Annotated in this window: 13 protein-coding genes; 11 read left to right on the plus strand and 2 right to left on the minus strand. The window is 64.7% G+C overall.

The features are described from left to right. Window positions 1-29 precede the first annotated feature (29 nt). The 9 genes from F474_RS12005 (at window position 30) to F474_RS12045 (ending at window position 9,173) form a co-directional block, all read left to right on the plus strand. Window positions 30-650: an NUDIX domain-containing protein gene (locus F474_RS12005; RefSeq protein ID WP_097084625.1), complete on the plus strand. Its 621-nt coding sequence runs from the start codon at window positions 30-32 to the stop codon at window positions 648-650. Then, window positions 641-1,093 (plus strand): DUF1249 domain-containing protein, encoded by a 453-nt coding sequence (locus F474_RS12010; protein ID WP_097084626.1) that lies wholly within the window; start codon window positions 641-643, stop codon window positions 1,091-1,093. Before F474_RS12005 ends, F474_RS12010 begins: the two co-directional genes overlap by 10 nt. A gap of 109 nt (window positions 1,094-1,202) precedes the next feature. Next, window positions 1,203-2,015, plus strand: a complete 813-nt coding sequence (gene cpdA / locus F474_RS12015; protein WP_097084783.1) for a 3',5'-cyclic-AMP phosphodiesterase — start codon at window positions 1,203-1,205, stop codon at window positions 2,013-2,015. Continuing rightward, window positions 2,015-2,605, plus strand: coding sequence for a YqiA/YcfP family alpha/beta fold hydrolase (locus tag F474_RS12020; RefSeq protein WP_097084627.1), 591 nt, complete (start codon window positions 2,015-2,017; stop codon window positions 2,603-2,605). Before cpdA ends, F474_RS12020 begins: the two co-directional genes overlap by 1 nt. A 12-nt stretch (window positions 2,606-2,617) precedes the next feature. Further along, window positions 2,618-4,522, plus strand: coding sequence for a DNA topoisomerase IV subunit B (gene parE / locus F474_RS12025; RefSeq protein WP_097084628.1), 1,905 nt, complete (start codon window positions 2,618-2,620; stop codon window positions 4,520-4,522). Continuing rightward, entirely contained in the window at window positions 4,519-5,499 is a 981-nt protein-coding gene (locus F474_RS12030; protein ID WP_371916130.1) for an esterase-like activity of phytase family protein, read from the plus strand. The genes parE and F474_RS12030 overlap by 4 nt, the downstream gene beginning before the upstream one ends. After that, window positions 5,496-6,023: a TIGR02281 family clan AA aspartic protease gene (locus F474_RS12035; protein WP_097084629.1), complete on the plus strand. Its 528-nt coding sequence runs from the start codon at window positions 5,496-5,498 to the stop codon at window positions 6,021-6,023. The genes F474_RS12030 and F474_RS12035 overlap by 4 nt, the downstream gene beginning before the upstream one ends. A gap of 7 nt (window positions 6,024-6,030) precedes the next feature. Beyond that, complete coding sequence (parC, locus tag F474_RS12040; protein WP_097084630.1) at window positions 6,031-8,289, plus strand: DNA topoisomerase IV subunit A; 2,259 nt, start codon at window positions 6,031-6,033, stop codon at window positions 8,287-8,289. Between the two features lie 179 nt (window positions 8,290-8,468). After that, window positions 8,469-9,173, plus strand: coding sequence for a membrane integrity-associated transporter subunit PqiC (locus F474_RS12045; protein WP_097084631.1), 705 nt, complete (start codon window positions 8,469-8,471; stop codon window positions 9,171-9,173). Window positions 9,174-9,206: 33 nt separating this feature from the next. On the opposite strand, the gene F474_RS12050 is transcribed toward F474_RS12045, so the two are convergent. Next, the gene (locus tag F474_RS12050; protein WP_097084632.1) at window positions 9,207-10,520 is read right to left on the minus strand and encodes a bifunctional DedA family/phosphatase PAP2 family protein; all 1,314 of its coding nucleotides are present in this window, start codon (window positions 10,518-10,520) and stop codon (window positions 9,207-9,209) included. Beyond that, window positions 10,499-11,227, minus strand: a complete 729-nt coding sequence (locus F474_RS12055; protein WP_371916131.1) for a DNA-3-methyladenine glycosylase — start codon at window positions 11,225-11,227, stop codon at window positions 10,499-10,501. Before F474_RS12055 ends, F474_RS12050 begins: the two co-directional genes overlap by 22 nt. Window positions 11,228-11,369: 142 nt before the next feature. On the opposite strand from F474_RS12055, the gene F474_RS12060 reads away from it, so the two are divergent. Both F474_RS12060 and nadD read left to right on the plus strand, forming a co-directional pair. Beyond that, window positions 11,370-12,641 carry a glutamate-5-semialdehyde dehydrogenase gene (locus F474_RS12060; RefSeq protein WP_097084633.1) on the plus strand — a complete coding sequence of 424 codons (1,272 nt, stop codon included), beginning with the start codon at window positions 11,370-11,372 and terminating at the stop codon, window positions 12,639-12,641. Further along, entirely contained in the window at window positions 12,638-13,300 is a 663-nt protein-coding gene (gene nadD, locus F474_RS12065) for a nicotinate-nucleotide adenylyltransferase (protein WP_097084634.1), read from the plus strand. Before F474_RS12060 ends, nadD begins: the two co-directional genes overlap by 4 nt. The last annotated feature ends 6 nt before the right edge of the window (window positions 13,301-13,306 follow it).

The raw sequence follows: 13,306 nt of genomic DNA on the forward strand, positions 1-13,306 counted from the left end.
CAACCCCCATGGAAGACAGGAGCATTACCATGACCGATGCCAGCGCGTCCGTACCGACCCAGGTCGAAATCGAAAAGCGCGAGAACTGCTTCAAGGGGTTCTACAAGGTTGACAAACTGTACCTTCGCCATGAGCTCTTTGCCGGCGGCATGGGCAAGCAGATCAGCCGCGAGTTGTTCGTGCGCCACGATGCGGTGTGCGTGCTGCCGTACGATCCTGTCGCCGACAAAGTGGTGCTGATCGAGCAGTTCCGCGTCGGGGCGATGCAGAAGGTCGACAATCCCTGGCTGGTCGAAATGGTCGCCGGGTTGATCGACAAGCCCGGCGAAGACCCGGAAGACGTCGGCCGTCGCGAAGCGGTCGAAGAAGCCGGCCTGCAACTTAAAGCATTGTGGCCGATCACCAAGTATTTTCCTTCGCCCGGCGGCAGCGACGAATACGTGCATTTGTACCTGGGCCAGTGCGACAGCAGCGAGGCCGGCGGCCTTCATGGCCTGGAGGCTGAAGGCGAGGACATCCGCGTGAGCGTCTGGGCGTTCGAAGATGCCTTGCAAGCCGTGCGCGACGGGAAGATCATCAACGCAGCGACGATCATCGCCATCCAGTGGCTGGCGCTCAATCGTGAGGAAATCAGGGGGATGTGGAAGTGAACAGGTTTCGCGAACGCTACCGAGTAGACCTCGCCGCGCTGCAAGCGGCCTGCGAGGCCAACTACGCCCGCCTGATGCGCCTGCTGCCCGGCATGCGCGGCGAGCAGCGTTCGCGGCGGATCGCCATGACCCAAGGCGATCAAATGCTCGGCGTGCTATTGCTGGAGGTAACCCAGGCGGGGCCCTACACCAGTACCCTGCGGGTCAGCCAGCAGCACAGCCTGCCTTGGCTCCCGGTGCCGCACATGGAGGTGCAGGTGTACCATGACGCGCGCATGGCCGAGGTCGTGGGCGCCGAGCACACCCGGCGGTTTCGCAGCATCTACCCTTACCCCAACGCCGCGATGCACCAGCCCGATGAGAAGGCTCAACTCAACCTTTTTCTGGGCGAATGGCTGAGCCACTGCCTGGCCTGCGGCCACGAATACGAAACGGTCAGGTAAGCTCCAAGCTTGTCGCTGTAAGCATCAAGCGGGGCTTGGTGGCTGGCAGTGCGCAATTTATTTGCAGCTTGGAGCTTGCCGCTCGTAGCTCAACCAAAAGGGGATGGTTTTGCCGAACGTTTACGCAACGCCTGAAGATTCGGTGCTGCTGCTGCAGTTGACCGACAGCCATTTGTTCGCTGAGGAGGACGGCGAGCTGCTGGGCATGAACACCCGTGCAAGCCTCGAACGCGTGCTGCAACGGGTGGAAGCCGACGGGCATCGCTATGACCTGATGCTGGCCACGGGCGATCAATCACAAGATGGCACCGTGGAGTCCTATCGCCGCTTCAAGGCCATGACCTCCGGTATCGATGCGCCCAAGCGCTGGATCCCCGGCAACCACGATGAGTCGGCGGTGATGCAGGACCTTTACGGGCAAAGCGAATTGCTCGACCCGGTCACCGATGTCGGCAACTGGCGCGTGATCATGCTTGATTCCTCCGTGCCAGGGTCGGTGCCGGGGCTGCTTTCGCACGACCAGCTCAAACTGCTCGAAGACGGCCTGGCCGATGAACCCACTCGCCATCACCTGATTTGCCTGCATCATCATCCGGTGTCCATCGGCTGCAAATGGATGGAGCCCATAGGGTTGCGTAACGCCGATGCCTTTTTCGCCGTAGTCGACCGCTTTCCCCAGGTTCGCGCCATTCTTTGGGGGCATATCCATCAGCAGTGGGATACCCAGCGCAATGGTGTGCGCCTGCTGGCGTCGCCGTCGACCTGCATCCAGTTCGCCCCAGGCTCGGAGGATTTCGGCGTGGAGCGCACAGCCCCTGGGTATCGGTGGCTGCGTTTGAACCCCGATGGCACTCTCGATACCGCAGTCGTGCGGGTGGAGGGTTTTGAATTTTCCCGGGATTTCGGCGGAAGCGGTTACTGATGAGCAGCGGCATCCTTTATATTCACGGCCTGAACAGCTCGCCCTTGTCGGTCAAAGCCCAGCAGTTGAGCGAGGCTGTGGCGGGCCTGGGCGCTTCAGAGCGGCTTCAGGTGCCGGCACTGCATCACCACCCGCGCCAGGCGATCATCCAGTTGCAGCAGGCCATCGAAACACTGGGTGGTAACCCATTGCTGGTCGGCAGTTCCCTGGGCGGCTACTATGCGACCCACCTGGCCCATCGCTTGGGCCTGCACGCGGTGCTCATCAACCCGGCGGTGAACCCGCACCGGCTGTTCGACGGCTACCTAGGCACCCAGGCCAACCTTTACAGCGGTGAAACCTGGGAGCTCACGCTCGACCACATCGATGCGCTGGCCGAGCTGGAAGTACCGCCGCCCGAGCGGGGTGCAGCCATCGAAGTCTGGCTGCAGTCCGGTGATGAAACCCTCGATTACCGCCATGCCGTGCAGTTCTACCAAGGCTGCGCGGTCGATGTGCAAACCGGTGGCGACCACAGCTACCAGGGCTTTGCCCAACGCTTGCCGCGCCTGTTGGCATTGGCAGGCCTGAAACCCGATTCAACCTTTTGACGACGAGACCCCATGGCCACCCCCAGCGCGAGTTCCTATAACGCCGACGCCATCGAAGTCCTCTCGGGCCTCGACCCGGTGCGCAAACGCCCGGGCATGTACACCGACACCAGCCGCCCCAATCACTTGGCCCAGGAGGTCATCGACAACAGCGTCGACGAGGCCCTGGCCGGCCATGCGAGCTCCATCCAGGTGATCCTCCACGCCGATCACTCCTTGGAAGTCGTCGATGACGGCCGCGGCATGCCAGTCGACATCCACCCCGAAGAAGGCGTGCCGGGCGTCGAGCTGATCCTCACCAAGCTGCACGCTGGCGGTAAGTTTTCCAACAAGAACTACCAGTTTTCCGGCGGCCTGCACGGGGTGGGCATCTCGGTGGTCAACGCCCTCTCCACCCAGGTGCGAGTGCGGGTCAAGCGTGACGGCAATGAATACCAGATGACCTTCGCCGACGGCTTCAAGGCCACCGACCTGGAAGTGGTCGGCAGCGTGGGCAAGCGCAATACCGGCACCAGCGTCTATTTCTCCCCAGACCCGAAATATTTCGATTCTCCGAAATTTTCCGTCAGCCGCCTCAAGCATGTGCTCAAGGCCAAGGCCGTGTTGTGCCCGGGCCTTGAGGTCACCTTCGAAGACAAAGGCAGCGGCGAGAAGGTGCAGTGGCATTACGAAGACGGCCTGCGCTCGTACCTGGCCGACTCGGTGGCCGATGTCGAGCGGCTGCCGCTGGAGCCGTTCTGCGGCAGCCTGGCCGGCAACAAGGAAGCCGTCGACTGGGCGCTGCTCTGGCTGCCCGAAGGCGGCGAGAGCATCCAGGAAAGCTACGTCAACCTGATCCCGACCGCGCAGGGCGGCACCCATGTCAACGGGTTGCGCCAAGGCCTGCTCGACGCCATGCGCGAGTTCTGCGAATTCCGCAACCTGTTGCCGCGCGGGTTGAAGCTGGCCCCGGAAGATGTCTGGGAACGTATTGCCTTCGTGCTGTCGGCCAAGATGCAGGACCCGCAGTTTTCCGGGCAAACCAAGGAGCGGCTGTCGTCCCGCGAGGCGGCGGCGTTCGTTTCCGGTGTCGTGAAAGACGCCTTCAGCCTGTGGCTCAACGAGCACCCGGAGCTGGGCCTGCAGCTGGCGGAGCTGGCCATCAGCAACGCTGGCCGGCGCCTGAAAGCCAGCAAGAAAGTCGAGCGCAAGCGCATCACCCAGGGCCCGGCCCTTCCCGGCAAGCTCGCTGACTGCGCAGGGCAAGACCCAGCACGTGCCGAGTTGTTTCTGGTCGAGGGCGACTCGGCCGGCGGCTCGGCCAAGCAGGCGCGTGACAAAGAATTCCAGGCCATCCTGCCGCTGCGCGGCAAGATCCTCAACACCTGGGAAGTAGACGGCAACGAAGTGCTGGCCAGCCAGGAGGTGCACAACATCGCCGTGGCCATTGGTGTCGACCCCGGTGCCACCGACCTCTCGCAACTGCGCTACGGCAAGGTCTGCATCCTCGCCGACGCCGACTCCGACGGCCTGCACATCGCCACCTTGCTCTGCGCACTGTTCGTGCAGCATTTTCGCCCGCTGGTGGAGGCCGGCCACGTGTATGTGGCCATGCCGCCGCTGTACCGCATCGACTTGGGCAAGGAAATCTACTACGCCCTGGACGAAGCCGAGCGCGACGGCATCCTCGACCGCCTGGTGGCCGAGAAGAAGCGCGGCAAGCCTCAGGTGACCCGCTTCAAAGGGCTGGGCGAAATGAACCCGCCTCAATTGCGTGAAACCACCATGGACCCCAACACCCGCCGCCTGGTGCAACTGGCGCTGGGCGAGTTGGAGCCTACCCGCGAAATCATGGACATGATGCTGGCGAAAAAGCGCGCGGCCGATCGCAAGAGCTGGCTGGAGGCCAAGGGCAACCTTGCCGAGGTGCTGGTTTGAGGCCATCGGCAGGGCTGCTGTTGGGGTTGCTGGCATTGCCCCTGTTCGCGGCAGCCGCCCAGCCTGAGCTGGTGCTGCAAGGTGAGCATGCCATCGACGGCATGGCCCAGGGCAATCTCTCCGGGCTTGCCGAATGTGGCGGTGCGCTGTGGGGCGAGTCGGACCGTGACGACGACCGCCTTTACCGCTTCGAGCGCGGCGGCTCGGCCTGGCGGGCTGAGCCGCGTACCTTCGACGCGCCGGCAGCCCCAGACACCGGCCTTGACTGGAAACTGCGCGCCACTGCCAGCGCCGCAGCTGTGGTGCGTGGCGGGGCCCATGACTTCGAGGGGGTTAGTTGCGATGCCCAGGGCAACACCTATCTGGTCAGCGAGGCCCATGCCGCTGTGCTGAAGATCCCTGCGCAAGGGGCGGCGCAGTGGCTGCCGTTCGCGCCTGAAGTGATTGCCCAGGCCCGTAAGGCCGGCATGCTCCAGCACTTCAATGCGATCTTCGAGGGGCTCGCCGTATCGCCTGATGGCAAGCAGCTGTGGTTGGCGGCGGAGCGCGAAAAGCGCGGCCTGCTGCGGGTCCGGGAACGCGATGGCCAGTGGGGCTGCGACGGCAGTTGCGTATTGCTCAGCGAAGGCGGCAGCCAGCCCAGTGCTGTGGACCCCAAGGCGGCCGTAAGCCTGGACTTCTCCGACTTGGCGCTGTACCGCGGCAAGCTCTTCACTCTGGAGCGCAATGCCTATCGTATCTGCCGTCGAGACGCCGCATCGGCCAAGGTGGAGGCGTGCTGGTCATTCGCCGGCACCGCGCTGGCCCCTCAGCGCCGGTATCGGGAGATCTACGGCTTGACCGAAGCCCTGGCGCTCGATGAAGACGGCGCCTGGGTAGGCACCGACAACAACCAGTGGAAGCGCCAGGACGGCGAAACCCGCCCGGTGGTCTGGCGCTTCGCCGCGCCCGCCGGGGGCTGGATGAGCACACCATGAGCGGTGCTGCGCCGCCTGGCAGCCGTGCCGGCAAGCTGCTGCTGATTGCCGCTTGGGTGGCAGGGATCTTCCTGGCCACGCGTTTTTTCGGCAGCTGGGAGGCGCGTCAGGAAAACCCCAACCAGCAGGTCGCTACGGCGCTGGCCAATGGCGTGATCGAAGTTCGGCTGCAGGCGAACCGGCAAGGCCATTTCGTTGCCAGCGGCAAGGTCAACGGCCAGCCGGTGACCTTCATGGTCGATACCGGCGCCACGCAGGTTGCGGTACCCGCCGAGCTGGCAGCGGGCCTGGGGCTGCCCACCGGTGCGCCGGTGACGCTCAGCACCGCCAATGGCCTGGCCGAGGGCGCTCGAAGCCGGGTGGCCAGCCTCTCGTTGGGCGGCATCGAGCTACGCGACGTGAGCGCGGTGGTGATGCCGGGCATGGGCGACAGCACCGTGCTGCTGGGCATGAGCGCCCTGAAACGACTTGAATTCAACCAGCGTGGCGGCACACTGCTGCTGCGCCAACATCCGACACCATGAGGCTTGCATGAGCAACTCCCTGGACCTCAGCCTGGACGGCGTAGAACGCCGCTCACTGGCTGACTTCACCGAACAGGCCTACCTGACCTACTCCATGTACGTGATCATGGACCGCGCGTTGCCGCACATCGGCGACGGCCTCAAGCCGGTTCAGCGGCGCATCGTCTACGCCATGAGCGAGCTGGGCCTGGACGCCGACGCCAAGCACAAAAAGTCTGCCCGAACCGTCGGCGACGTGCTCGGCAAGTTTCACCCTCACGGTGACTCCGCCTGCTATGAAGCCATGGTGCTGATGGCCCAGCCCTTCAGCTATCGCTATACCTTAGTCGATGGCCAAGGTAACTGGGGTGCGCCGGACGATCCAAAATCCTTCGCTGCCATGCGCTATACCGAGGCGCGGCTGTCGCGCTATTCCGAAGTGCTGCTCAGCGAGCTGGGGCAGGGCACCGCCGACTGGGTACCGAACTTCGATGGCACCCTCGACGAGCCAGCCGTATTGCCGGCACGCCTGCCCAATATCCTGCTCAACGGCACCACCGGCATCGCCGTGGGCATGGCCACCGATGTACCGCCGCACAACCTGCGTGAAGTCGCCGCTGCCTGTGTACGCCTGCTCGATGACCCCAAGGCCACGGTCGAGCAGTTGTGCGAGCACATCCCCGGCCCTGACTACCCCACCGAAGCCGAGATCGTCACCCCGCGCAGCGAACTGCTGAAGATCTATGAGAACGGCCGCGGTTCGGTGCGCATGCGGGCGGTCTACCGAGTCGAAGACGGCGATATCGTCGTCACCGCGCTCCCTCACCAGGTCTCCGGTGCCAAGGTGCTGGAGCAGATCGCAGCGCAGATGCAGGCCAAGAAGCTGCCCATGGTCGCCGACCTGCGTGATGAGTCCGACCACGAAAACCCTTGCCGCATCGTCATCATCGCGCGCTCCAACCGAGTGGATGTCGAGGCGCTGATGCAGCATTTGTTCGCCACCACGGACCTGGAAAGCACCTACCGGGTCAACGTCAATATCATTGGCCTGGATGGCCGGCCGCAGTTGAAGAACCTGCGCGCGCTGTTGCAGGAGTGGCTGGAGTTCCGCCTGCGCACCGTGCGGCGCCGGCTGCAGTTCCGCCTGGACAAAGTCGAGCGCCGCCTGCACCTGCTCGATGGCTTGCTGGTCGCTTACCTCAACCTGGATGAAGTGATCCACATCATCCGCACCGAGGATCACCCCAAGGCGCGCTTGATCGAGCGCTTCGCGCTGTCCGAAACCCAGGCCGACTACATCCTCGATACCCGCCTGCGCCAACTGGCGCGGCTTGAAGAGATGAAGATCCGCGATGAGCAGGATGCGCTGGTCAAGGAGCGCGAAAGCCTGCTGGCGCTGCTGGGCAGTGAAGCCAAGCTCAAGAAGCTGGTGCGCAGCGAGCTGATCGCCGACGCCAAGACCTACGGCGACGAGCGCCGCTCACCCATCGTAGAGCGCGCCGAGGCCCGTGCCCTGGCCGATAACGAGCTGATGCCGACCGAGCCAGTCACGGTGGTGCTGTCCGAGAAAGGCTGGGTGCGCTGCGCCAAGGGTCATGACATCGATGCCACCGGGCTTTCCTACAAGGCTGGCGACGGCTTCAAGCTCAGTGCCCAGGGGCGCTCCAACCAATTCGCCGTATTCATCGATTCCACCGGGCGCAGCTATTCAGTGGCCGCCCACACACTGCCGTCGGCTCGGGGCCAGGGCGAGCCGCTCACCGGCCGGCTCACCCCGCCGCCCGGTGCGCAGTTCGAGTGTGTGCTGATGCCCGACGACCAGGCGCTGTATGTGATCGCTTCCGATGCCGGCTACGGCTTCGTGGTCAAGGGCGAAGACCTGCAGGCCAAGAACAAGGCGGGGAAAACCCTGGTGAGCCTGCCTAACGGCGCCAAGGTGATCGCCCCGCAAGCCATCGGCGATCGCGAGAACGACTGCCTGGCGGCGGTCACTACCGAGGGGCGGCTGTTGGTGTTCCGCATTGCAGACCTCCCCCAATTGGCCAAGGGCAAGGGCAACAAGATCATCGGTGTGCCCGGCGATCGCGTTGCAAGCCGTGAGGAATACGTCACCGGCATCGCGGTAATAGCCCAGGGCGCTACGCTTGTGTTGCAGGCTGGCAAGCGTACGCTGTCGCTCAAGGGCGATGACCTGGAGCATTACAAGGGCGAGCGCGGCCGGCGGGGCAATAAACTGCCCCGTGGCTTCCAGCGGGTGGACGCACTGACGGTGGAAAGGCCCGCCTGACCCACCGAAGGCCAACCTGAGCGCCTTTGGCGGTGCCAGGTTGGCCGATCAGCCCTTGAGCACTGGAGAAATGGCGCACATTCGCGGATGATATGCGCCTTTGTTACGGCAGATTGCTCTGCCGCTTGTTCTCGTAGCTATGGCACTGCGGCGTTCATCGTTATTGCCGCCTGGATAAAATGATGACCTTTTCGCGTCTTCCTGTATTGATGGTGCTAGTGGGGCTGCTGGGCCTTGCCGGTTGTAGTTCACAGCGCCCGGCCGCGCTTTATCAGCTCGACAGCGGTAATCCGGGCCAGCCCCATCAGGCTGGCATGGCGGTATTGCTCGGCCCGGTATCGGTGGCCGATTACCTGCAACGTGAGACCTTGCTGCAACGCCAGCCGGACGGCAGCCTGAGGGCGTCGACCGAAGGGCGCTGGGCTGGCAGCCTGTCTTCGGATATCGATCAATTGCTGTTGCGCCAGCTGGCATGGCGGCTGGACAGCCAGCGTGTGATGCTGGCGCCTTCGGCAAACACTTTCACCCCTGATGTACAGGTGCTGCTGTCGATTACCCGCCTGGACTCCGGCACAGACCAGCCGGCGGTGCTCGATGCACAGTGGCGGCTGATCGACCGGCGTGGCCAGGTGCGTGACAACAAGATCATTCACCTCGAAGAAAAACATGCTGGCAGCGCCGCGGCGCAGGTGCAGGCACAGGGCGTGCTGTTGCAGCGCCTGGCCGAGCAAATGAGCGCGTCGCTCAAGCCGCTGGCCAGCCAGTCGGTTGCCGACGAGCCCCGCAAGGCGCCCGCCCAGGCCCGCAAGGACGACGTGCCGGAGAAATCCAAGATTCCGCTGGCTACGCCTATCCGTACCGACATGGAAGTGTTTCGTTTCTGATACCGCCCCCTGCGCGGCGCTGCCGCGCCAGCCTTAGTATTCGTAGCGCATCAGTGCATGCGGCAGGGCATGGGTTGCGCTGAATGCCAGCCAGGCCGCACAAACAGGAAGTACCAGCCACCAGGCCCGCGCCGGCATGGGGGGGAGGCGGTAGTAGCGTTGGCTCAGCGCGAACGAGGCCGCGCACATGGTCGCCGCGAGCAGGGCGCCGGCGATCACGTCGCTGGGCCAGTGCGCCCCCAGGTAAACCCGTGAAAAAGCTACCGCCAGTGCGGGTACACAGCCGATGAGGATCCACGCAAGGCGCATCCGTGGCGGTTGGCCTCGGCCTGCGAGCAGCGCCAGCGTCAGGCAGAAGGCGAATGTGCCGGAGCTATGGCCACTGGGCATGCTGAAACTGGTGAGCGGGTCGAGCAGCACTTCAGGCCGGGCCCGGCCGAAGAAGGCTTTGAGCACGGTGTTGCCCAGCGCGGTGGCCACCAGCGTACCGCCGGCGAACAATGCGCTGCGCCACTGGCGCGCGATTGCCAGGGTGAGCACCAGCAGGCCGCCGAGGAACAGCTGGGTACGGAAGTCGCCCAGGCGGGTCACCATGACCACTGCGTGATCCATCGCCGCGCTTCGGTGCTCCTGCACCAGGCTGCTCAGGCCTTGGTCGAAGGCATTGAGCCAGGGCCAGCCGACCAGTATTGCCAGCAGCAGGGCGAAGGCCGTACCCGCCACCAGCAGGATCGTGCGTGGCTTCTGGTGCCATGCGCTGTGCGCGCTCAGGCCCACCAGTGCGGCGATGCCGCAGGCCACCACCGCTGCCTGTGGCCAGAACCCATCGGGCAGCGGCAAGCGCACGGCAGCGCCCGCCATCCAGCCGGGCATCAGGTACGCCACCGACCAACCGGCCGCAGCCAGCAAACTGACCAGTGCAAAGCGCAATACAGGCATCTCCAGCATGCCTGCCACCATCGGCAGCATGGGCCGCAAAGGGCCGATGAAGCGCCCGATCAGCAGGCTCGCAATGCCGTAGCGTGTTACATAGCTTTCAGCGCCCGAAAGCCACTGCGGATGGCTGCGCAGGCCCGGCAGGTTGCGGATGTTCTGATGCAGGCCGCGGCCGATTGCGTACGAAAGCGCGTCGCCCAGCAGGCCGCCCAGGTACCCCAGCAGCAGCGTTTCCCCTAGGCCCAAAGCCCCGCCACCGGCGAGCGCGGCAATGGCGAAGAGCATCACGGTGCCTGGCACGATGAGCCCGGCGATCGCCAGGCACTCGATGCAGGCGGTTATGAAAACGGCGAAGCCCAACCACTGCGGGTGGGCGCCGAGCCAGGCATTCAGGCTTTCGAGCCAGGCCATAGGGGCATTCCTTCGGTCAAGATCTGGTAATCGCGGCCTTCGACCTGGCCCCGGCGAAGCGGGTTCCGGGTGCAATGGCGGGCATGGTCGGCGTCGACAAAACGATAGGGCAGGTGTTCGTCACGGCCACGGGGGATGCCCAGCCGCGTGGTCTGGATGACCCGTTGCACGGTGATGCCGCAGTCGTCGACATACAAGTGGTCAGGGTCGAAGCGCTGAGCGTCCCAGCGGGGCACTTTCAGGCCCAGTGCCCGGCACAGCAGTGTCTGCCCGGCACAAAGGCGCTCAGGTGCGCGCGGGTTGCCTTTGGCATCAGGATTGTTCAGTTGCATCTGGGCCAGGGCGTTGGCGTCGCTGAGGGAGTCGACCCAGGGGAACCCTGCCTTGATCAGCACGGCATTGCCGGGGCCGTGGGCACTGAAATTGAGCGAATCGCCGCCGCGGGCGTAATACATGTAGATGTGCCCGCCATCCAGAAAGAGCGCCTTGCGCTTTTCGGTGTAACCCAAGGAGGCGTGGCTGCCTTTGTCGGCCAGGTAATAGGCTTCGGTCTCGATGATCCGCGCCGCCAGCCACAGCGGGCCCTGACGGTGGCGGATGACCTTGCCCAGCAGGGCGCGCGCCACGCATTGCGCATCGCGGTCGAAGAAAGCGTCTGGCAGGGGGGATGGCACGGTGTGCAATGCTCGGCAGTGGTTCACGGCCACCGATGATAGCAACGCACTGCTGAATTGGCCCTTAACAGAGATTGTTACAGCTGTTTACCAACCTTCTGCCCGGCAGCGCTGGGCGTGGGGCGGCGCGCTCGCTATAATCAGCCGCTTTCCCCGCAGATCAAGCCCAGATCCCATGACCGAGTCCGTTCTTGACTACATGGCCCGCCTCGGGCGTGCCGCCCGCGATGCCTCGCGGGCTATCGCCCGCGCCAGCACCGGGCAGAAGAACCGTGCGCTGCTGGCCACTGCCGCCGCCCTGGACGCCGCGCGCCCGCAACTGGCCAGCGCCAATGCACAGGACATGGCCGCCGGCCGCGCAGCCGGGCTCGACCCGGCGCTGCTAGATCGCCTCGAGCTGACCCCGGCGCGCATAGACGGCATGATCGAGGGCCTGCGCCAGGTCGCGGCCCTGCCAGACCCAGTGGGCGCGATCCGCGACATGAGCTACCGCCCCTCGGGTATCCAGGTCGGCAAGATGCGCGTGCCGCTGGGCGTGGTCGGCATCATCTACGAATCGCGGCCGAACGTGACCATCGATGCGGCCAGCCTTTGCCTGAAGTCGGGCAATGCCACCATCCTGCGTGGAGGGTCGGAGGCCATCGAGTCCAACCGTGCCATCGCCCGTTGCATTGCCCAGGGCCTGGAGCAGGCCGGGTTGCCGCCGGCAGTGGTGCAGGTGGTCGAAACCACCGATCGTGAAGCGGTCGGCGCGCTGATCACCATGCCGGAGTATGTCGACATCATCGTGCCCCGGGGAGGGCGCGGCCTGATCGAGCGTATCAGCCGCGACGCCCGGGTGCCGGTGATCAAGCACCTCGACGGCATCTGCCATGTGTACGTGTCGGCGTACGCCGACCTGCCCAAGGCCCAGCGCATCGCCTTCCACGCCAAGACCTACCGCTATGGCATCTGCGGCGCGATGGAAACCCTGTTGGTCAATGAGGTGGTCGCCGAGGCGTTCCTGCCGGCGATGGTCGCCCAGTTCCGAGAAAAAGGTGTGGAGCTGCGCGGCTGCGAGCGCACCCGCGAGATCGTCGATGTTCAGGTGGCCAACGAAGAAGACTGGAGCACCGAGTACCTCGCGCCGATTCTTTCTGTGAAGGTGGTCGAGGACCTGGACGCAGCCATCGAGCATATCAACCACTACGGGTCGCACCACACCGACTCGATCGTCACCGATCACCAGGGCGAGGGGCGCCGCTTCCTTGCCGAGGTGGATTCCGCCTCGGTGATGCTCAACACCCCAACTTGCTTCGCCGATGGCTTCGAATACGGCCTGGGTGCGGAAATCGGTATTTCCACCGACAAGATTCACGCCCGGGGGCCGGTCGGCCTGGAAGGCTTGACCTGCGAGAAGTACGTGGTCATCGGCGATGGCCAGCTGCGCGGTGAGTCGAGCCATTGAGCGGGCAGGCAAGCGGGCTCCGGCGCACGGGAGTACTGGGGGGCACCTTCGACCCTGTGCACATCGGCCACCTGCGCAGCGCGCTGGAAGTGGCCGACCTGCTGGCACTGGACGAGTTGCGCCTGGTGCCCAACTTCCGCCCGCCGCACCGCGACACCCCGCAAGTGGCGCCGCAGCAGCGCCTGCGCATGGTCGAGCTGGCCGTGCAGGGCGCGGCGCCTTTGCGGGTCGACGGGCGGGAGCTGCTGCGCGACAAGCCCTCGTATACCGTCGACACCCTGGAGTCGATGCGCGCCGAGCTGGGGGAGCAGGCCCCATTGTTTCTGTTATTGGGCTGGGATGCCTTTTGCGGGCTGCCGGGGTGGCATCGCTGGGAAGCCTTGCTGCAGCATTGCCACATCATCGTGCTGCAGCGGCCGGATGCCGATGTGGAAGCCCCCGAGGCGCTGCGTGACTTGCTCGCCGCTCGCCAGGTGACCGACCCTCACGCGCTCACCGGGCCTGCAGGCAATATCACGTTCGTCTGGCAGACCCCCCTGGCGGTGTCTGCCACGCAAATCCGGCAATCGCTTGCCAACGGCCAGTCGGTACGGTTCCTGGTACCCGATGCTGTACTGGCTTATATCGAGGCTAACGGTCTGTACCGTAAGCCATTGTGAATACTC

The organism is Pseudomonas sp. URIL14HWK12:I12 (assembly GCF_003097135.1).
Lineage (GTDB): Bacteria > Pseudomonadota > Gammaproteobacteria > Pseudomonadales > Pseudomonadaceae > Aquipseudomonas.